Consider the following 20,644-nt stretch of genomic DNA (forward strand, 5'->3'; position numbering starts at 1 on the left):
ACTCTATTTTATTTTTTATCATCATAATTGTTGATTACAAGTCGTATAATTAAGGTAAATTAGTCGAATAATGAATGCCTTATTAGTCAACGGGATGAATTTTTACATTTAGAAGGATGATGTTGAAAATGTCAGATTCTTTACAGTCACACGACCTCAGCGATATCAATATACTGGATAACCAGCCGTTTACTGAGACCGACCACGAAATCTTAAAATCATATGAAGCGGCGGTTGATGGCTTAGCAATGTTAATTGGTGGGCACTGCGAAATTGTTCTTCATTCTTTGGAAGACCTAAACTGTTCAGCAGTGAGAATAGCGAATGGGCAACACACTGGTCGTAAAATTGGCTCGCCGATAACGGATCTCGCACTGCGCATGTTGCATGATATGGCAGATGAAGAATCCAACGCTTCCAAGGCTTATTTTACGAAAGCCAAAAGTGGCGATTTAATGAAATCAGTGACGATTGCTATCCGTAATCGTAAGCAGCGTGTTATTGGCTTGCTATGTATTAATATGAACTTGGATGTGCCATTCTCTGAAATTATTCAATCGTTTGTTCCAGAAACAAAACAAGAAGTCACTTCAGATGTTAACTTTGCATCTTCTGTTGACGATCTTGTTGCACAAACACTGGAATATACTATCGAAGAAGTCGGTAATGACCGTAATGTTTCGAATAATGCGAAAAACAAGCAGGTAGTACTTAACCTTTATGAAAAAGGGATTTTCGATATCAAAGACGCGATAAACCAAGTTGCTGATCGCCTGAATATTTCTAAACACACAGTTTATTTATATATTCGTCAATTCAAGAGCGGTGAATGAGTCACGTAAATTCATTAAGTTACTGTTTATTAGTTACTGGTCCGGCTTATGGAACGCAACAAGCCACAAGTGCGTTCCAATTTGCGAAAGCCCTTCTTGCAGAAGGGCACCAATTGAAAACCCTATTTTTTTATCGGGAAGGGGTGACCAATGCTAATTTGTTGACCTCGCCTGCAACGGATGAATTTAATTTAGTTGCAGCATGGCAGGAACTGGCAGAGCAATCAGGGTGTGAAATGCACATTTGTGTTTCTGCCGCATTACGACGGGGTATCGTTGACCAAGAACAAGCGCAAAATTTAACGCTGCCCGTCGCTAATCTTGCAAATGGCTTCATCATGAGCGGCTTAGGGAGCTTAGCTGAGGCTATGATGACCACAGACAGAACAGTCCAATTCTAAGAACAGCCCAACACTAAGGTATTGTGTGAAAAAAATTGCCTTTGTCTTTACAACTATGCCTCATGGAAATGCAAGTGGCCGAGAAGGGTTAGATGCCTTATTGGCGACTTCAGCGCTGACAGAAGACATTAATGTATTTTTTATTTCTGATGGTATTTTTCAGCTTCTTGCAAAACAACAACCTAGCAAAGTTCTGGCCCGAGATTACATCGCTACGTTTAAAATTTTACCGCTGTATGATATTGAAAATATTTATCTTTGCCGCGCTTCTATGCAAGAAAGAGGGTTGGATGAACATCATGAATGGGTAGTCCCGCCTAAGATCCTTGGCGTTGAAGAGATTCGCAAGAAAATTGCGGAATGCGATGTGGTGCTTAGATTTTAATCTTTTGTGTGGTTTTTGATCTATGATAGGATCTTTTCTATGCTGTATACATTAGCAACATCTCCGTTTAGTTGTGATTTTTCGGCAGTGTTACGTTTAATTACTGATAAAGACGTAGTTTTACTGATGCAAGATGGCGTGGTTGTCGCGGTACAGCAGTCGCCTTACCTTGATGCATTGCAAAAAACAGGGGCTCAGTTGTATGCATTAGATGTAGACATCAACGCGCGGGGGTTACAAAATTCCCTCTCAAACGCAGTTTCTGTAATCACTTATCAAGGTTTTGTGAAGCTAACAGAAGTCCAAAAACAACATTTTGCCATATAAAGGCACTAAAAGTTGTATATTTCTTGACACCTGAGCCAGTCAGCAATAAAATTTCGCGTCCTCGTGTATCGTCATGTTGGCGAACGAGGTCGAAATCCGTGTTTACGAAGCAAAAAAACCAGGAGCTTTTTTAATAATGGCAACTATTAATCAGCTGGTACGCAAATCCCGTAGCTCGAAAGTTGTGAAAAGCAACGTTCCAGCACTGGAAGCTTGCCCGCAAAAACGTGGTGTATGTACACGTGTATATACTACTACTCCTAAAAAACCAAACTCAGCATTACGTAAAGTATGCCGTGTTCGTTTAACTAATGGTTATGAAGTTTCTTCCTACATTGGTGGTGAAGGCCACAACTTGCAGGAACACTCCGTAATTCTTATCCGTGGTGGTCGTGTTAAAGACTTGCCAGGTGTGCGTTATCACACCGTTCGCGGAGCACTGGACTGTTCTGGTGTTAAAGACCGCAAACAAGCACGTTCTAAGTACGGCGCTAAAAAGCCTAAGGCTTAATGGATATCCGTTAAGTAAGGCCAAACATTTTTAATCTTAATGTCAAAATAAACTCGTAGAGTTTTGGACAAACCTGAATTAACAACGGAGTCATATCCATGCCACGTCGTCGCGTAATAGGTCAACGTAAAATTCTTCCAGATCCTAAGTTCGGATCAGAATTACTGGCCAAATTTGTAAATATCCTGATGGTAGACGGGAAAAAATCTACTGCTGAAGCAATCGTATATAACGCACTTGAGACCCTTGCTCAGCGTTCTGGTAAAACTGAACTTGATGCATTCGAATTAGCACTGGATAACGTGCGTCCGACTGTGGAAGTTAAATCCCGCCGTGTTGGTGGTTCAACTTACCAAGTTCCAGTTGAAGTTCGCCCGGTTCGTCGTAATGCCCTGGCAATGCGTTGGATCGTTGATGCTGCTCGTAAACGCGGTGATAAATCTATGGCTCTGCGCCTGGCAAACGAATTATCAGATGCTGCTGAGAACAAAGGTTCCGCTGTTAAGAAACGTGAAGACGTTCACCGTATGGCAGAAGCTAACAAGGCGTTCGCACACTACCGTTGGTAATTTTTTATCGACCTTAGTGCTGTATCTCAGGGTAGCCTTTGCTACCCTTTATATGAAGAAATGAACGCCCACGAGAGAGGAAAAAATGGCCCGTCAAACGCCCATAGCACGTTATCGTAATATCGGTATCAGTGCACACATCGACGCCGGTAAAACCACAACTTCTGAACGTATTCTGTTCTATACTGGTGTAAACCATAAAATTGGTGAGACTCACGAAGGTTCTGCAACAATGGACTGGATGGAGCAGGAGCAAGAGCGTGGTATTACTATCACATCTGCTGCGACTACTGCATTCTGGTCTGGTATGGCAAAACAGTATGAGCCACACCGTGTTAACATCATCGACACCCCAGGACACGTTGACTTCACCATCGAAGTAGAACGTTCTATGCGTGTTCTTGATGGCGCAGTAATGGTTTACTGTGCGGTTGGTGGTGTTCAGCCACAGTCTGAAACTGTATGGCGTCAGGCTAACAAATATAAAGTTCCACGTATTGCGTTCGTTAACAAAATGGACCGTATGGGTGCGAACTTCTTACGTGTTGTTGAGCAATTAAAAACACGTTTAGCAGCTAACGCAGTTCCACTGCAATTACCAGTAGGCGCAGAAGAGTCGTTCACTGGTGTTGTTGACTTGCTGAAAATGAAAGCAATCAAGTGGAGCGATGAAGACCAAGGCGTTACCTTCGAATACGAAGATATCCCTGCGAACATGCAAGAAGCAGCTGAAGAGTGGCACAACAACCTAATCGAAACCGCAGCAGAAGCATCAGAAGAACTGATGGAGAAATATCTGGGCGGTGAAGAACTGACTGAAGCAGAAATTAAAGCTGCATTACGTCAACGTGTTCTTGCAAGTGAAATTATCCTGGTTACCTGTGGTTCTGCATTTAAGAACAAAGGTGTTCAGGCGATGCTGGATGCAGTTATCGATTACTTACCTGCGCCAACAGATGTACCTGCAATCAATGGTATTCTGGACGACGGTAAAGACACTCCAGCTGAGCGTCACGCAAGTGATGATGAGCCATTCTCATCATTAGCATTTAAAATTGCAACTGACCCATTCGTGGGTAACTTGACGTTCTTCCGTGTTTACTCTGGTGTTGTTAACTCAGGTGACACAGTACTGAACGCAGTTAAAGCGAAAAAAGAGCGTTTTGGCCGTATCGTACAGATGCACGCTAATAAACGTGAAGAGATTAAAGAAGTTCGCGCTGGTGACATCGCGGCAGCTATCGGTCTGAAAGACGTTACTACAGGTGATACTTTATGTGCGATTGATGCACCAATCATCCTAGAGCGTATGGAATTCCCAGAGCCAGTAATCTCTGTTGCAATCGAACCAAAAACTAAAGCTGACCAAGAAAAAATGGGTATCGCATTGGGCCGTTTGGCGCAAGAAGATCCATCTTTCCGCGTATCAAGTGATGAAGAGACGAATCAGACTATCATCGCTGGTATGGGTGAATTGCACTTGGACGTTCTGGTTGACCGTATGCGTCGCGAATTTAAAGTTGAAGCGAACGTTGGTAAACCTCAAGTAGCTTACCGCGAAGCAATCACTGCTAAAGTGACTGATATCGAAGGTAAACACGCTAAACAGTCTGGTGGTCGTGGTCAGTATGGTCATGTCGTTATCGATATGTTCCCACTGGACAAAAACGATAAAGACGGTGCTCCAATGGACTACGAATTTGTCAACGAAATCAAAGGTGGTGTAATTCCTACTGAATACATCCCTGCGGTTGACAAAGGTATCCAAGAGCAGCTGAAATCTGGCCCATTAGCGGGTTATCCTGTGGTTAACATGGGTGTTCGTCTACATTTCGGTTCTTACCATGATGTTGACTCCTCTGAATTGGCGTTTAAACTTGCGGCATCAATCGCGTTTAAAGATGGCTTCAAAAAAGCTAAACCAGTTCTGCTTGAGCCAATCATGAAAGTCGAAGTGGAAACACCAGAAGACTACATGGGTGATGTTATTGGTGACCTGAACCGTCGTCGTGGTATGATTGAAGGTATGGATGACCTACCTACTGGTAAAGTCGTTCGTGCACAAGTACCATTGTCGGAAATGTTCGGTTATGCTACTGACCTGCGTTCTCAGACACAAGGTCGTGCTTCATACTCTATGGAGTTCCTGAAGTACAATGAAGCACCAAACAACGTTGCACAAGCTGTTATCGAAGCTCGTAACGCTAAATAATCGGTTTTTTATCGATTAACTACTTTAATTTAAGTTCCTTCTTTATAGTGAAGAGGGAACTCCATAAGGAATAGAGTCGTGTCTAAAGAAAAATTTGAACGTTCAAAACCGCACGTTAACGTTGGTACTATCGGCCACGTTGACCATGGTAAAACTACTCTGACAGCAGCTATCACTACTGTTCTGGCTAAAACTTACGGTGGCGCAGCGCGTGCATTCGATCAAATCGATAACGCACCAGAAGAAAAAGCGCGTGGTATCACCATCTCTACTTCTCACGTAGAGTACGATACTCCAACTCGCCACTACGCACACGTAGACTGCCCAGGACACGCCGACTATGTTAAAAACATGATCACTGGTGCTGCTCAGATGGACGGTGCAATCCTGGTTGTTGCTGCGACAGATGGCCCAATGCCACAAACTCGTGAGCACATCCTGTTAGGTCGTCAGGTTGGTGTTCCATACATCATCGTTTTCCTGAACAAATGTGACATGGTAGACGACGAAGAGCTGTTAGAATTAGTTGAAATGGAAGTTCGTGAACTTCTGTCTCAATACGATTTCCCAGGCGACGACACTCCAGTTGTTCGTGGTTCAGCTCTGAAAGCGCTGGAAGGCAACCCAGAGTGGGAAGCGAAAATTGTTGAATTAGCAGGTTACTTGGATTCTTACATCCCAGAGCCAGAGCGTGCAATTGACAAGCCATTCCTGCTGCCAATCGAAGACGTATTCTCAATCTCAGGTCGTGGTACAGTAGTAACAGGCCGTGTTGAGCGTGGTATCATCAAAGTTGGTGAAGAAGTTGAAATCGTTGGTATCCAAACACACTGTAAAAACTACCTGTACTGGTGTTGAAATGTTCCGTAAACTGCTTGACGAAGGTCGTGCAGGTGAGAACGTTGGTGTTCTGTTACGTGGTACAAAACGTGAAGAAATTCAACGTGGTCAAGTATTGGCTAAACCAGGTTCAATCAAGCCACATACTCAGTTCGAATCAGAAGTTTATATTCTGAGCAAAGATGAAGGTGGTCGTCATACTCCATTCTTCAAAGGTTACCGTCCACAGTTCTACTTCCGTACAACTGACGTAACAGGTACTATCGAACTGCCAGAAGGCGTAGAAATGGTAATGCCAGGTGATAACATCAACATGATCGTTACCCTGATCCACCCAATCGCGATGGACGACGGTTTACGTTTCGCAATCCGTGAAGGTGGCCGTACTGTAGGTGCGGGTGTTGTTGCAAAAATCATTGCATAATACCGCTCTTTCTGAATAAGAAAGAACTACTTTAGTAAAAAAGGGCGTCTATTAGACGTCCTTTTTATACGTTGCAAAATTAAGAACCTATCTCATCAATCGTTTATATAATTATTGGTGAGATAGGCTCTGAAACAACGATTTGAAACAATAAATTGGTAACTGCGTTGTTTACTTTACGCAGTTATATGAGATTTATTAAGGTTTTGCTCAGAAGATATGGTATATTTTACCGCTGCCACAAAAAAGAAGGTTATTTTCCTATTGGTGTGGTTGAAAAATTTGCTGAGCATGCTGAAATTCCTGCGGAATGGATAGCACTTGTGAAATGGATAGTACTGGCCAACAAATAGTACTTGCGAAATAGAATGTGACTGCATTTAGTCGTATTTGCAGAACCAATAGCGCTAATTTAACTCCATTAAACAAGGCTAATCGCCTTTAACTCGCAGGTGATGTTATTGATATCCTTATCAGGTGCTACAGGTTGAGTTGGTAGTATTTGGGGGATATGTTGGCATATTCTATTGGTTTGGCTTGCTTGTTTTACCTTTGTAAACAAGCTGGCTTTGTACATACTTCATGGTAACAGGTTGAATTATGAGTGCGAATAGCGAAGCTCAAGGAAGTGGACGCAGTGCAGACATCTTCAAATGGGTAATTGTCTGTGCCCTATTAATAATTGCTATTGTCGGCAACTATTACTTCCGTCAATATAATCTCGCCCTGCGTGCTTTTGCGGTCGTGGCTGTTGTCGCTATTGCGGGTGCTGTCGCTTTATGGACTGCAAAAGGTAAAGCAACACTGGCGTTTGCGCGCGAAGCTCGCATTGAGATGAGAAAAGTCATTTGGCCTACTCGCCAGGAAACATTACAAACTACATTGATTGTTGCCGCAGTAACGGCGGTTATGTCATTAATACTGTGGGGATTAGATGGTATCCTGGTGCGTTTAGTTTCATTTATTACAAGCCTGAGGTTATTCTAAATGTCCGATTCACCTAAAAAGCGCTGGTATGTCATTCAGGCATTCTCTGGTTTTGAAGGTCGCGTAGCACAGTCTTTACGTGAACATATCAAATTACATGCTATGGAAGATTCTTTTGGCGAAGTTATGGTTCCAACAGAAGAGGTTGTTGAAATCCGTAGCGGTCAGCGCCGTAAGAGTGAACGTAAATTCTTCCCAGGCTATGTCTTAGTCCAAATGGTCATGAACGATGACTCTTGGCACTTAGTACGTAGTGTACCACGTGTAATGGGGTTCATTGGTGGAACGTCAGATCGACCTGCACCTATTAGCGATAAAGAAGTTGATGCGATCATGAACCGCTTACAACAAGTTGGTGATAAGCCACGTCCGAAAACACTGTTTGAACCTGGTGAAATGGTTCGCGTTAGTGAAGGTCCATTTGCTGACTTTAACGGTGTTGTTGAAGAAATCGATTATGAAAAGAGCCGCTTAAAAGTCTCTGTTTCTATCTTTGGTCGTGCAACTCCAGTCGAATTGGATTTTGGCCAAGTCGAAAAAGCCTAATCTAAACGACAAAACTGACTTGCAAAAGGCGTGAAATTTGACTACAATTTCGCGCCTTTTGTTTTTATGCTTTGCCAATTTAGCCTCTTAACTGGCTTAATATAGGGCGGGGCATGTTTAATGTAACGGGGAGCCTTGCAAATCGTAAGGCGCTATCACCCATCTAGAGGAAATATCATGGCTAAGAAAGTTCAAGCCTACGTTAAGCTGCAAGTTGCAGCTGGTATGGCGAACCCAAGTCCACCAGTTGGTCCAGCTCTGGGTCAACAAGGTGTTAACATCATGGAATTCTGTAAAGCGTTCAACGCAAAAACAGACAGCCTAGAAAAAGGTTTACCAATTCCTGTTGTTATTACTGTTTATGCAGACCGTTCTTTCACTTTCGTTACCAAAACTCCACCTGCAGCAGTTCTGCTGAAAAAAGCAGCTGGCGTTAAGTCTGGTTCAGGCAAGCCTAACAAAGACAAAGTTGGTAAAGTGACCTCTGCTCAGATTCGCGAAATCGCTGAAACTAAAGCTGCGGACATGACTGGTGCTGATATTGACGCAATGATGCGTTCAATCGAAGGTACTGCTCGTTCCATGGGCCTGGTAGTGGAGGACTAAGACAATGGCTAAACTGACTAAGCGCATGCGCAATATCCGTGAGAAAGTTGATGCAACTAAACAGTACGACATCAACGAAGCCGTTGCACTGCTGAAAGAATTAGCAACTGCTAAATTCGTAGAAAGCGTTGACGTAGCTATCAACCTGGGCATCGATGCTCGTAAATCTGACCAAAACGTTCGCGGTGCTACTGTACTGCCACACGGTACTGGCCGTTCAGTTCGCGTTGCTGTATTTGCACAGGGCGCAAACGCTGAAGCTGCTAAAGCTGCAGGTGCTGAACTGGTTGGTATGGAAGATCTGGCTGATAAAATCAAAGCTGGTGAAATGGACTTCGACGTTGTTATCGCATCTCCAGATGCAATGCGCGTTGTTGGCCAATTAGGTCAAGTTTTAGGCCCACGTGGTCTGATGCCAAACCCGAAAGTTGGTACTGTAACACCAAACGTTGCTGAAGCAGTTAACAATGCTAAAGCAGGTCAGGTTCGTTACCGTAATGACAAAAACGGAATCATCCACACCACTATCGGTAAAGTTGATTTCGATGCTGACAAACTGAAAGAAAACTTAGAAGCTCTGTTGGTTGCTCTGAAAAAAGCAAAACCAGCTTCAGCTAAAGGTGTTTTCATCAAGAAAGTTAGCCTGTCTACGACGATGGGTGCAGGTGTTGCTGTTGACCAAGCTGGTTTATCAGCGACAGTTTAATTTCCATAGCTTTGGCTAATTGGTAATTAGGCTTTACCTTTGCGTCAATTTTGTATAGAATTTGACGCCTTGAGTTTGTTGGGTATAGAAATATGCTCAACAAACCACGAATTTCGGTATGGAGTCTGGCCTTTCCAGACCCCGTCCAAGACCGCAGGTGTAGTTTATTAGTTATTAATAGCTACTTAATTTGCCTGCGTAGACGGTGACAGAGATACCTAGAATTTTATTCTGGATTCTGCTCACCGTGTTTTAGCGCTCAAACACATGTTGTGTCTGAGTGATGTGAGTCCCGGGGGTTTCCCGGTTAATCCAGGAGCAAGAAGCTAATGGCACTAAATCTTCAAGACAAACAAGCGATTGTTGCTGAAGTCAGCGAAGTAGCCAAAGGCGCGCTTTCTGCAGTTGTTGCTGATTCACGCGGCGTAACTGTAGCAAAAATGACTGAACTGCGTAAAGCAGGTCGCGAAGCTGGCGTTTATATCCGTGTTGTTCGTAATACACTGATCCGCCGTGCTGTTGAAGGTACTTCTTATGATGTACTGAAAGACGCGTTTGTTGGTCCAACCTTAATTGCTTTCTCTAACGAACATCCGGGCGCTGCTGCTCGTCTGTTCAAAGAGTTCGCGAAAGCGAATCCAGCATTTGAGATTAAAGCTGCGGCCTTTGAAGGTGAGTTAATCCAAGCGAAAGATATCGATCGTCTGGCAACTCTCCCAACTTACGAAGAAGCAATCGCACGCCTGATGGCAACCATGAAAGAAGCCGCTGCCGGCAAACTGGTTCGTACTCTGGCTGCTCTGCGCGATCAGAAAGAAGCTGCATAAGCCCTTTCCTTCGTTGCTTTTTAACGTATAAACTATTTCTGAATTTTAGGAACACTTGTTATGTCTATCACTAAAGACCAAATCCTTGATGCAGTTGCAGAAATGTCTGTAATGGACGTTGTTGAACTGATTACTATGATGGAAGAAAAATTCGGCGTTTCTGCTGCTGCTGCTGTTGCTGCTGCACCAGGTGCTGCTGCTGAAGCTGCTGAAGAAAAAACTGAGTTTGATGTTGTTCTGACTGGTATTGGCGGCAACAAAGTTGCAGTCATCAAAGCAGTTCGTGGCGCAACTGGTCTTGGCCTGAAAGAAGCTAAAGACATGGTAGAATCAGCTCCAGCGACTATCAAAGAAGGCGCAAGCAAAGACGAAGCTGAAACTCTGAAGAAAGCTCTTGAAGAAGCAGGCGCTTCTGTTGAACTTAAATAAGTTTAACTTCAAGAACGCAGCCTAGTTTATTTAGGCTGACGGCTGGTGATTTTTTAATCACCAGCCTTTTTGCGCTGTAAAGCGTGATGGGTGTTAACAGCTTTTCACGCAGTTTTAATGTTAACAACAACCCTCCAATACTTCTTTCTATTGACGACTTAATATACTGTGTTCTTAGCTACGACCCGCTCGGGTAGCTCGGTAGCAAATGTAACGCAATGAAATGATTTAAGAGTAATAGCAATGAGTATTAAGGAAAGTATTCATTTTCCGTTTCTAATAAAAAACGCGTTGCGGTTCAGACTCTTACTAAAAGAGCTAACCACTTGGGTCACTGATCAACGAGCTGAGGAAACCTATGGTTTACTCCTATACCGAGAAAAAACGTATTCGTAAGGACTTTGGTAAACGTCCACAAGTTTTGGACATACCATATCTCCTTTCTATCCAACTTGACTCGTTCCAGAAGTTTATCGAGCAAGATCCAGATGGCCAGAATGGGCTAGAAGCAGCTTTCCGTTCTGTGTTTCCAATTCAGAGCTATAGCGGTAATGCTGAACTACAATATGTCAGCTATCGTTTAGGCGAGCCTGTTTTTGATGTTAAAGAATGTCAAATTCGCGGTGTAACTTACTCTGCACCTTTACGAGTGAAATTACGTCTCATCGTTTATGAGCGTGAAGCGCCAGAAGGTACAGTTAAAGACATCAAAGAACAAGAAGTCTACATGGGTGAAATTCCACTCATGACTGAAAACGGAACTTTCGTTATCAACGGTACTGAGCGTGTTATCGTTTCTCAGTTACACCGTAGCCCTGGTGTATTCTTTGACAGCGATAAAGGTAAAACACACTCTTCAGGTAAAGTGCTATATAACGCACGTATTATCCCTTACCGTGGTTCATGGCTTGATTTCGAATTTGACCCGAAAGATAACCTATTTGTACGTATTGACCGTCGCCGTAAATTACCAGCGACCATTATTCTACGTGCAATGGATTACAGTACTGAAGATATCTTAAATCTGTTCTTCGAAAAAACTGTCTTCCAAATCCGCGATAACAAACTGATGATGACGCTAGTTCCTGAGCGTTTACGTGGTGAAACAGCTTCTTTTGATATCGAAGCGAACGGTAAAGTCTATGTAGAAAAAGGCCGCCGTATCACAGCACGTCACATTCGTCAGTTAGAAAAAGAAGAAGTTAGTAACATCGAAGTACCTGTTGAATATATTGCAGGTAAAGTTGTTGCAAGAGACTACATTGATGAAAGTACTGGTGAGCTGATTTGTGCAGCGAACATGGAACTTTCTTTAGATATGTTAGCGCGTTTAAGCCAGTCAGGTCATAAAACAATCGAAACATTGTTTACTAATGACTTAGACCACGGTGCTTACATTTCTGAAACTGTTCGTGTCGACCCAACTAACGATCGTTTAAGTGCACTGGTAGAAATCTACCGTATGATGCGCCCTGGTGAGCCACCAACACGTGAAGCTGCTGAGAACTTGTTCGAAAACTTATTCTTCTCTGAAGACCGTTACGACTTGTCTGCAGTAGGCCGCATGAAGTTCAACCGTTCACTGAACCGCGAAGAAATCGAAGGTTCTGGTATCTTGAGTGAAGAAGACATCATTGATGTTATGCGTAAACTCATCGATATCCGTAACGGTAAAGGCGAAGTTGATGATATCGACCACTTAGGTAACCGTCGTATTCGTTCTGTTGGTGAGATGGCAGAAAACCAGTTCCGTGTAGGTCTGGTCCGTGTTGAGCGTGCAGTGAAAGAGCGTCTTTCTCTGGGCGACCTTGATGCATTAATGCCACAAGACATGATCAACGCGAAACCAATTTCAGCGGCAGTTAAAGAGTTCTTTGGTTCCAGCCAGCTGTCCCAATTTATGGACCAGAACAACCCGCTATCTGAAATTACGCACAAACGTCGTATCTCTGCGTTAGGTCCAGGTGGTCTGACTCGTGAGCGTGCGGGCTTCGAAGTACGTGACGTTCACCCAACTCACTACGGTCGTGTATGTCCAATCGAAACGCCTGAAGGCCCGAACATCGGTCTGATTAACTCATTATCTGTTTATGCACAGACCAATGAGTACGGTTTCTTGGAAACCCCATACCGTTTAGTTCGTGATGGCTTAGTTACTGACGAAATTCACTATCTGTCTGCAATCGAAGAAGGCAACTTTATCATTGCTCAGGCGAACACCGTTTTAGGTGATGATGGTAGCTTTGTTGAAGAACTGATCACTTGTCGTAACAAAGGTGAATCAAGCTTATTCAGCCGTGAACAAGTTGAATATATGGACGTTTCGACCCAACAGGTTGTTTCTGTAGGGGCGTCACTGATCCCATTCCTTGAACACGATGATGCTAACCGTGCATTGATGGGTGCGAACATGCAACGTCAAGCGGTTCCTACTTTACGTGCTGACAAACCGTTGGTAGGTACAGGTATGGAACGCGCAGTAGCGGTTGACTCAGGGGTTACTGCTGTTGCAAGACGTGGTGGTTCAGTTCAGTACGTTGATGCTTCTCGTATCGTGATTAAAGTTAACGAAGATGAGATGTATCCGGGTGAAGCTGGGATCGATATTTATAACCTGACCAAATATACACGTTCGAACCAAAATACCTGTATTAGCCAGATGCCTTGTGTATCTTTAGGTGAACCAGTTGAACGTGGTGACGTGTTAGCTGATGGTCCTTCAACAGACCTCGGTGAATTAGCGCTTGGTCAAAACATGCGTGTGGCATTCATGCCATGGAATGGTTATAACTTCGAAGACTCCATCTTAGTCTCTGAGCGTGTTGTTCAAGAAGACCGTTTCACAACTATTCACATTCAGGAACTTTCTTGTGTGTCTCGTGACACTAAATTAGGGCCTGAAGAAATCACTGCGGATATTCCAAACGTCGGTGAAGCTGCACTTTCTAAACTTGACGAATCCGGTATCGTTTATATCGGTGCAGAAGTGAAAGGCGGCGACATTCTGGTCGGTAAAGTGACACCTAAAGGTGAAACACAATTAACGCCAGAAGAGAAACTGTTACGTGCTATCTTCGGTGAAAAAGCATCAGACGTTAAAGACTCTTCTTTACGTGTTCCTAACGGTGTTTCTGGTACGGTTATTGACGTACAAGTATTTACTCGTGATGGCGTAGAGAAAGATAAACGTGCATTAGAGATCGAAGAAACTCAGTTACGTGATGCGAAGAAAGACTTAACAGAAGAACTGCGTATTTTTGAAGCAGGTCTGTTTGCTCGTATCCGTTCTGTACTGGTTAACGGCGGAATTGAAGCTGAAAAACTGGATAAACTGCCTCGTGATCGTTGGTTAGAACTATCTTTAGCAGACGAAGAGAAGCAAAACCAGTTAGAACAGTTAGCTGAACAGTACGATGAACTGAAATCTGAGTTTGAGAAAAAACTCGATGCGAAACGTCGTAAAATTACTCAAGGTGATGACTTAGCACCGGGTGTACTGAAAATTGTTAAGGTTTATCTGGCTGTTAAACGTCAGATCCAACCGGGTGATAAAATGGCGGGTCGCCATGGTAACAAAGGTGTTATCTCAAAAATCAACCCAGTTGAAGACATGCCTTACGATGAAAACGGTAACCCAGTTGATATCGTTCTGAACCCGCTGGGCGTACCATCACGTATGAACATCGGTCAGATTTTGGAAACCCACTTAGGGATGGCTGCGAAAGGTATTGGTGAGAAAATCAATGCTATGCTTAAACAGCAAGAAGAAGTTGCCAAACTGCGTGAGTTTATCCAAAAAGCATACGATTTAGGTGATGACCCGCGCCAGAAAGTTGACTTGAACACTTTCTCTGACGAAGAAGTTATGCGTTTGGCTGAGAACCTGAAAAAAGGTATGCCAATTGCAACACCAGTATTTGATGGTGCGAAAGAGAAAGAAATCAAAGAACTACTGAAATTGGGTGGTCTACCAACTTCAGGTCAGATTACATTATTCGATGGTCGTACTGGCGAGCGTTTTGAACGTCAAGTTACTGTTGGTTATATGTACATGCTGAAACTGAACCACTTGGTTGACGATAAGATGCACGCCCGTTCAACAGGTTCTTATAGCTTGGTTACTCAGCAACCGCTGGGTGGTAAAGCGCAGTTCGGTGGTCAGCGTTTCGGGGAGATGGAAGTGTGGGCACTGGAAGCATACGGTGCAGCCTATACTCTTCAAGAAATGCTTACAGTTAAATCGGATGACGTTAACGGCCGTACGAAGATGTATAAAAACATCGTCGATGGCAGCCATCAGATGGAACCTGGTATGCCGGAATCTTTCAACGTATTGCTGAAAGAAATCCGCTCACTGGGTATCAACATCGAGCTGGAAGACGAGTAATTCGTTTTGTGCCGGAGGGCTCGCCTTCCGGCCTATGTAAGCACTGGGATTTGGGGAGAGTGGCTTTGAACACTCACCTGACAGGTCTAACTCCGACAGGAGCCATTTTGTGAAAGACTTAATAAAGTTTCTGAAAGCGCAAACCAAGACCGAAGAGTTTGATGCGATCAAAATTGCTCTGGCATCACCTGATATGATCCGTTCGTGGTCATTCGGTGAAGTGAAAAAGCCAGAAACCATTAACTACCGTACGTTCAAACCTGAGCGTGACGGTCTTTTCTGTGCACGTATTTTCGGGCCAGTAAAAGATTACGAATGTCTGTGCGGTAAGTACAAACGTTTAAAACACCGTGGTGTGATTTGTGAGAAGTGTGGCGTTGAAGTTACACAGACCAAAGTCCGTCGTGAGCGCATGGGTCATATTGAACTTGCTTCTCCGACTGCACATATCTGGTTCTTAAAATCACTGCCATCACGTATCGGTTTGTTGCTCGATATGCCACTGCGTGATATCGAACGCGTTCTGTACTTTGAATCATATGTCGTCGTTGAAGGTGGTATGACTAGCCTTGAGCGTGCACAGATTCTGACAGAAGAGCAATATTTAGATGCGCTAGAAGAGTTCGGTGACGAATTTGATGCGAAAATGGGTGCGGAAGCTATCCAAGGCCTGCTGAAAAACCTCGATCTTGAGAACGAGTGTGAAACGCTGCGTGAAGAGTTAAACGAAACTAACTCTGAAACTAAGCGTAAAAAGCTGACTAAGCGTATCAAACTACTGGAAGCATTTATTCAATCTGGCAACAAACCAGAGTGGATGATCCTAAATGTGCTGCCAGTATTACCACCTGATCTGCGTCCATTAGTTCCATTGGATGGTGGCCGTTTCGCAACGTCCGATCTCAACGATCTGTATCGTCGCGTAATCAACCGTAATAACCGTCTGAAACGTCTTCTGGATCTGGCTGCGCCAGACATCATCGTACGTAACGAAAAACGTATGTTGCAAGAAGCGGTTGATGCTCTGTTAGATAACGGTCGTCGTGGTCGTGCTATCACTGGTTCTAACAAACGTCCTCTGAAATCTTTGGCTGATATGATCAAAGGTAAACAAGGTCGTTTCCGTCAGAACTTACTTGGTAAGCGTGTTGACTACTCAGGTCGTTCTGTTATCACCGTAGGTCCATACCTACGTCTGCATCAGTGCGGTCTGCCTAAGAAAATGGCACTTGAGTTATTCAAACCATTTATCTATGGCAAATTAGAATTACGTGGTCTGGCAACAACCATTAAAGCTGCGAAGAAAATGGTTGAGCGCGAAGAAGCCGTTGTTTGGGATATCTTGGATGAAGTTATCCGCGAACACCCAGTTATGCTGAACCGTGCACCAACACTTCACCGTCTGGGTATCCAAGCTTTCGAACCTATCTTGATCGAAGGTAAAGCTATCCAATTGCACCCACTCGTTTGTGCGGCATATAACGCCGACTTCGATGGTGACCAAATGGCGGTACACGTTCCTCTAACTCTGGAAGCTCAGTTAGAAGCACGTGCGTTGATGATGTCAACAAACAACATTCTGTCACCTGCAAGTGGTGAGCCTATCATCGTTCCTTCTCAGGACGTTGTATTAGGTCTTTACTACATGACTCGTGACTGTGTAAACGCGAAAGGCGAAGGCATGGTGTTAGCCGGCCCTAAAGAAGCTGAGCGTGTTTACCGTTCAGGTCATGCATCACTGCATGCCCGTGTTAAAGTCCGTATCACTGAAGAAGTTAAAGATTCGGAAGGTAACATTACGATTAATACTGGTTTAGTTGATACCACGATTGGTCGTGCAATTTTATGGATGATCGTACCGAAAGGTCTGCCTTATGCATTGGTTAACCAAGCACTCGGTAAGAAAGCGATTTCCAAAATGCTGAACACCTGCTACCGCGTATTGGGTCTGAAGCCAACCGTTATTTTTGCTGACCAAATCATGTACACCGGTTTTGCCTATGCGGCACGTTCTGGTGCATCGGTTGGTATCGACGATATGGTTATTCCAGAGAAAAAAGCTGGGATCATCGCAGAAGCAGAAGCAGAAGTTGCTGAAATTCAAGAACAGTTCCAATCTGGTTTGGTAACAGCAGGCGAACGTTATAACAAAGTTATCGATATCTGGGCTGCTGCAAACGAACGCGTTGCAAAAGCAATGATGGAAAACTTGTCAACTGAAACGGTTATTAACCGTGATGGTGAAGAAGAACAACAAGTTTCTTTCAACAGTATCTTTATGATGGCCGACTCCGGTGCTCGTGGTTCTGCTGCTCAGATCCGTCAGCTAGCGGGTATGCGTGGTCTGATGGCTAAGCCAGATGGCTCAATCATCGAAACACCAATCACGGCAAACTTCCGTGAAGGTCTGAACGTTCTCCAGTACTTTATTTCGACGCACGGTGCGCGTAAAGGTCTTGCCGATACCGCATTGAAAACAGCGAACTCCGGTTACTTGACTCGTCGTTTAGTTGACGTTGCACAGGACTTGGTTGTTACTGAAGACGACTGTGGTACTCATGAAGGTATCCTGATGACTCCGGTTATCGAGGGTGGTGACGTGAAAGAACCACTGCGTGAGCGTGTACTGGGTCGTGTGACTGCGGAAGACATTCTGGTTCCAGGTACTGCGGATATTTTAGTTCCACGTAACACATTACTGCACGAAAAACTGTGTGACTTGTTAGAAGCTAACTCAGTCGACAGCGTTAAAGTTCGTTCAGTAGTAAGTTGTGAAACTGACTTCGGTGTGTGTGCTCACTGTTATGGTCGTGACCTTGCTCGTGGTCATATCATCAACAAAGGTGAAGCTATCGGTGTTATCGCGGCACAATCAATCGGTGAGCCGGGTACACAGTTGACGATGCGTACGTTCCACATCGGTGGTGCGGCATCTCGTGCGGCAGCTGAATCTAGCATTCAAGTTCGTAACACAGGTACGCTGAAATTAGTTAACGCGAAATATGTTACTAACTCAGAAGGTAAGTTGGTTATTACTTCACGTAATACAGAACTTCGCCTGATCGATGAGTTCGGTCGTACGAAAGAAAGCTATAAAGTCCCTTACGGTGCGCACTTGACGAAAGGCGATGGCGCTGCGGTAACAGGTGGCGAAACTGTTGCTAACTGGGATCCACATACGATGCCAGTCGTCAGTGAAGTTTCAGGCTTTATCAGCTTCTCTGACATGCTTGATGGTCAAACGATGACGCGTCAGACTGATGAATTAACTGGTCTGTCTTCAATCGTTGTACTGGATAGCGCTGAACGTACTAGTGGTGGTAAAGATTTACGTCCTGCTTTGCGTGTTATTGACGCAAAAGGTAACGATGTTCTTATTCCTAACACTGATATGCCAACTCAGTATTTCTTACCGGGTAAAGCGATTGTTCAGTTAGATGATGGTGTTGCTATCAGCGCGGGTGATACTTTAGCACGTATTCCACAAGAATCTGTGGGTACAAAAGATATCACGGGTGGTCTGCCACGCGTAGCTGACTTGTTTGAAGCTCGTCGTCCGAAAGAACCAGCTATCTTGGCTGAAATTAGCGGTATTATCTCGTTTGGTAAAGAAACCAAAGGTAAGCGTCGTTTGGTTATCACACCATTAGATGGTAGTGATCCATACGAAGAGATGATCCCTAAATGGCGTCAGCTCAACGTGTTTGAAGGTGAGATCGTCGAACGCGGTGATGTTGTTTCCGATGGTCCAGAATCTCCACATGATATTCTGCGTCTGCGTGGTGTTCATGCAGTGACACGTTATATCACTAACGAGGTTCAGGAAGTTTACCGCTTACAAGGCGTTAAGATAAACGATAAACACATTGAGGTTATCGTGCGTCAGATGCTGCGTAAAGTTACCATCGCGGATGCTGGAAGTTCAGAATTCCTCGAAGGTGAACAAGTTGAGTACTCACGTGTTAAAGTTTCTAACCGTAAACTGGAAGTTGAAGGTAAAATTCCAGCTAACTATGCTCGTGACCTGTTGGGTATTACTAAAGCATCTCTGGCAACAGAATCCTTTATCTCGGCAGCATCGTTCCAAGAAACAACACGCGTACTGACTGAAGCAGCGGTTGCAGGTAAACGTGACGAACTGCGTGGTCTGAAAGAAAACGTTATTGTTGGACGTCTGATCCCTGCAGGTACTGGTTTTGCGTATCACCAAGACCGTATCCGTCGCCGTCATCTGAATGATGTTGTGGAAGCTCCACAAGTGAGTGCAGATGAAGCAACAGCGAACTTAGCTGAACTGTTAAACGCTGGCTTTACTAGCGACAAAAATTAAGACCTATTAGTCTTAGTTTTCTAGAAAAAACCGATGCCTTATGTGCATCGGTTTTTTTATATATAAATTAAATATCAACCGATAGTATTTTTAATTATTCAATTGGTAGCTATATGACTTGCTGTATTATTATTTTGATTTTTATTTATAAATAATAGCGTTAATTAAATTTAATATTGAATGTTAAATTTAACTATAAGCTGATTTTATAAATTAAGTGATTATTGAGGGAAATAAATTAATAATGTTTATCTCCGATGTGTGACGATAAACTTATAATTTCACTTTTAATTTATTATTAATAAGTTTGAATTATAAAAATATTAATTAATAAACGATAGGATAATCATTTTGAATAAAAATATAGATAATAGTAAAGATAGTATTTTCCCACCGAATATCCAGACATCCCAAGCATCTATTATGCATAATAAAAATACAGCACAAATAGTGACAGGTAACGGCCCTATTGCTTTAGATTTAGTCGTTATTATTGATACCAGCGGTTCAATGGCTGATGAAGCAGGGGATTTAAGTCAACAGATTGATGCGACGATTGAAGCGGCATCAGCAAAGTGTCCATCCCATCTTAGAGCGACATTTTTAGGCATAGAAGGGAATTGGGCAAACACAAAGTTTGATCAATCTGCCAGCGAATATTTAATCAAGATAGGTGCAAACGAAAGGGATCTACAAGCTAGATTGCCGTTTAAAGAATCTGACGGGCGAGATCACGCTGGAAATAAAGAGGATTTATGTCGCGCGGTTATTGATATTAGTAAATATTTTGATTGGCGCGATGATGCCCGTAGGGCTATATTTGTATTGGGTGATGAAGGAATGGAAGGGGGCGGCGGAATTCTCACTCGTGCTGCTATCGCCAAAAATAATGAAGCTATATCTGTGGCTCAAGAAAGAGGAATTAAAGTATATACCTACCAAGGTACGCCAGACGATAGCCCCACCAATCTAGATCGTTTTCCAACTCTTGCTGATAGAGATAACGTGACGAGAGAGTATGAACGACTCGCCAAAGAAACCGACGGACGTGCGTACATTTACACCACAGGAATTGCGAATTTCTCGTTGGTTTTACAGGAAATACTGTGCGATAGCTTAACCCCACCAGTAAAACCAGATAAAGGTTTATTAAGTTGTGATGCGGTGTGTGACAACTTGCCATTAATTATTAATACGGTAAACACATTATCCAATATCATCAATAAAACAATCAACTCTTGTTGCCCAATAGACTCAGATACAAAACATGATGAGCCATGCCAGTGTCAGCATTAATGTTATGTTATTAAAAAATAAAAGCGGG

Annotated in this window: 17 protein-coding genes and 1 pseudogene; all 18 read left to right on the forward strand. The window is 43.5% G+C overall.

What is annotated here, in order from left to right; genetic code table 11:
* Positions 1-128: 128 nt before the first annotated feature.
* The 18 genes and pseudogenes from ABE954_RS01945 to ABE954_RS02030 all read left to right on the forward strand — a co-directional run bounded on the left by ABE954_RS01945 (position 129) and on the right by ABE954_RS02030 (position 20,616).
* Entirely contained in the window at positions 129-833 is a 705-nt protein-coding gene (locus ABE954_RS01945; protein ID WP_042847586.1) for a transcriptional regulator, read from the forward strand.
* Entirely contained in the window at positions 830-1,234 is a 405-nt protein-coding gene (tusD, locus tag ABE954_RS01950; protein ID WP_042847585.1) for a sulfurtransferase complex subunit TusD, read from the forward strand. The genes ABE954_RS01945 and tusD overlap by 4 nt, the downstream gene beginning before the upstream one ends.
* 55 nt (positions 1,235-1,289) lie before the next feature.
* Positions 1,290-1,619 carry a sulfurtransferase complex subunit TusC gene (gene tusC / locus ABE954_RS01955; RefSeq protein WP_208292484.1) on the forward strand — a complete coding sequence of 110 codons (330 nt, stop codon included), beginning with the start codon at positions 1,290-1,292 and terminating at the stop codon, positions 1,617-1,619.
* Between the two features lie 39 nt (positions 1,620-1,658).
* The gene (gene tusB / locus ABE954_RS01960; protein WP_042847582.1) at positions 1,659-1,946 is read left to right on the forward strand and encodes a sulfurtransferase complex subunit TusB; all 288 of its coding nucleotides are present in this window, start codon (positions 1,659-1,661) and stop codon (positions 1,944-1,946) included.
* A 136-nt stretch (positions 1,947-2,082) separates the two neighbouring features.
* Entirely contained in the window at positions 2,083-2,457 is a 375-nt protein-coding gene (gene rpsL / locus ABE954_RS01965) for a 30S ribosomal protein S12 (protein WP_004923923.1), read from the forward strand.
* A gap of 98 nt (positions 2,458-2,555) precedes the next feature.
* Positions 2,556-3,026 (forward strand): 30S ribosomal protein S7, encoded by a 471-nt coding sequence (rpsG, locus tag ABE954_RS01970; protein WP_004262486.1) that lies wholly within the window; start codon positions 2,556-2,558, stop codon positions 3,024-3,026.
* 85 nt (positions 3,027-3,111) lie between these two features.
* Positions 3,112-5,238 carry an elongation factor G gene (fusA, locus tag ABE954_RS01975; RefSeq protein ID WP_129466963.1) on the forward strand — a complete coding sequence of 709 codons (2,127 nt, stop codon included), beginning with the start codon at positions 3,112-3,114 and terminating at the stop codon, positions 5,236-5,238.
* Between the two features lie 78 nt (positions 5,239-5,316).
* Positions 5,317-6,502: pseudogene (tuf, locus tag ABE954_RS01980) on the forward strand (elongation factor Tu).
* A gap of 167 nt (positions 6,503-6,669) precedes the next feature.
* The gene (locus ABE954_RS01985) at positions 6,670-6,855 is read left to right on the forward strand and encodes a hypothetical protein (RefSeq protein ID WP_129467292.1); all 186 of its coding nucleotides are present in this window, start codon (positions 6,670-6,672) and stop codon (positions 6,853-6,855) included.
* Between the two features lie 247 nt (positions 6,856-7,102).
* Positions 7,103-7,489, forward strand: a complete 387-nt coding sequence (secE, locus tag ABE954_RS01990; RefSeq protein WP_042849047.1) for a preprotein translocase subunit SecE — start codon at positions 7,103-7,105, stop codon at positions 7,487-7,489.
* Positions 7,490-8,035 (forward strand): transcription termination/antitermination protein NusG, encoded by a 546-nt coding sequence (gene nusG / locus ABE954_RS01995; protein WP_004264378.1) that lies wholly within the window; start codon positions 7,490-7,492, stop codon positions 8,033-8,035.
* Between the two features lie 177 nt (positions 8,036-8,212).
* Entirely contained in the window at positions 8,213-8,641 is a 429-nt protein-coding gene (gene rplK, locus ABE954_RS02000; protein ID WP_042849046.1) for a 50S ribosomal protein L11, read from the forward strand.
* A gap of 4 nt (positions 8,642-8,645) precedes the next feature.
* The gene (gene rplA / locus ABE954_RS02005) at positions 8,646-9,347 is read left to right on the forward strand and encodes a 50S ribosomal protein L1 (protein ID WP_042849045.1); all 702 of its coding nucleotides are present in this window, start codon (positions 8,646-8,648) and stop codon (positions 9,345-9,347) included.
* Positions 9,348-9,676: 329 nt separating this feature from the next.
* Entirely contained in the window at positions 9,677-10,174 is a 498-nt protein-coding gene (rplJ, locus tag ABE954_RS02010) for a 50S ribosomal protein L10 (RefSeq protein WP_042849044.1), read from the forward strand.
* Between the two features lie 60 nt (positions 10,175-10,234).
* Positions 10,235-10,603, forward strand: a complete 369-nt coding sequence (gene rplL, locus ABE954_RS02015; RefSeq protein WP_042849043.1) for a 50S ribosomal protein L7/L12 — start codon at positions 10,235-10,237, stop codon at positions 10,601-10,603.
* A 358-nt stretch (positions 10,604-10,961) separates the two neighbouring features.
* Complete coding sequence (gene rpoB / locus ABE954_RS02020; RefSeq protein WP_042849042.1) at positions 10,962-14,990, forward strand: DNA-directed RNA polymerase subunit beta; 4,029 nt, start codon at positions 10,962-10,964, stop codon at positions 14,988-14,990.
* Positions 14,991-15,099: 109 nt separating this feature from the next.
* Complete coding sequence (gene rpoC / locus ABE954_RS02025; RefSeq protein WP_042849041.1) at positions 15,100-19,320, forward strand: DNA-directed RNA polymerase subunit beta'; 4,221 nt, start codon at positions 15,100-15,102, stop codon at positions 19,318-19,320.
* 423 nt (positions 19,321-19,743) lie between these two features.
* Positions 19,744-20,616, forward strand: a complete 873-nt coding sequence (locus ABE954_RS02030; protein ID WP_241105347.1) for a VWA domain-containing protein — start codon at positions 19,744-19,746, stop codon at positions 20,614-20,616.
* Positions 20,617-20,644 lie beyond the last annotated feature (28 nt).

This window comes from Providencia sp. TYF-12, assembly GCF_041344805.1.
Classification (GTDB): domain Bacteria; phylum Pseudomonadota; class Gammaproteobacteria; order Enterobacterales; family Enterobacteriaceae; genus Providencia; species Providencia huashanensis.

Coding starts and splice junctions, on each gene's coding strand:
- ABE954_RS01945 (WP_042847586.1), top strand. CDS start 129: ATGTCAGATTCTTTACAGTCACACGACCTCAGCGATATCAATATACTG.
- tusD (WP_042847585.1), top strand. CDS start 830: ATGAGTCACGTAAATTCATTAAGTTACTGTTTATTAGTTACTGGTCCG.
- tusC (WP_208292484.1), top strand. CDS start 1,290: ATGCCTCATGGAAATGCAAGTGGCCGAGAAGGGTTAGATGCCTTATTG.
- tusB (WP_042847582.1), top strand. CDS start 1,659: ATGCTGTATACATTAGCAACATCTCCGTTTAGTTGTGATTTTTCGGCA.
- rpsL (WP_004923923.1), top strand. CDS start 2,083: ATGGCAACTATTAATCAGCTGGTACGCAAATCCCGTAGCTCGAAAGTT.
- rpsG (WP_004262486.1), top strand. CDS start 2,556: ATGCCACGTCGTCGCGTAATAGGTCAACGTAAAATTCTTCCAGATCCT.
- fusA (WP_129466963.1), top strand. CDS start 3,112: ATGGCCCGTCAAACGCCCATAGCACGTTATCGTAATATCGGTATCAGT.
- secE (WP_042849047.1), top strand. CDS start 7,103: ATGAGTGCGAATAGCGAAGCTCAAGGAAGTGGACGCAGTGCAGACATC.
- nusG (WP_004264378.1), top strand. CDS start 7,490: ATGTCCGATTCACCTAAAAAGCGCTGGTATGTCATTCAGGCATTCTCT.
- rplK (WP_042849046.1), top strand. CDS start 8,213: ATGGCTAAGAAAGTTCAAGCCTACGTTAAGCTGCAAGTTGCAGCTGGT.
- rplA (WP_042849045.1), top strand. CDS start 8,646: ATGGCTAAACTGACTAAGCGCATGCGCAATATCCGTGAGAAAGTTGAT.
- rplJ (WP_042849044.1), top strand. CDS start 9,677: ATGGCACTAAATCTTCAAGACAAACAAGCGATTGTTGCTGAAGTCAGC.
- rplL (WP_042849043.1), top strand. CDS start 10,235: ATGTCTATCACTAAAGACCAAATCCTTGATGCAGTTGCAGAAATGTCT.
- rpoB (WP_042849042.1), top strand. CDS start 10,962: ATGGTTTACTCCTATACCGAGAAAAAACGTATTCGTAAGGACTTTGGT.
- ABE954_RS02030 (WP_241105347.1), top strand. CDS start 19,744: ATGCATAATAAAAATACAGCACAAATAGTGACAGGTAACGGCCCTATT.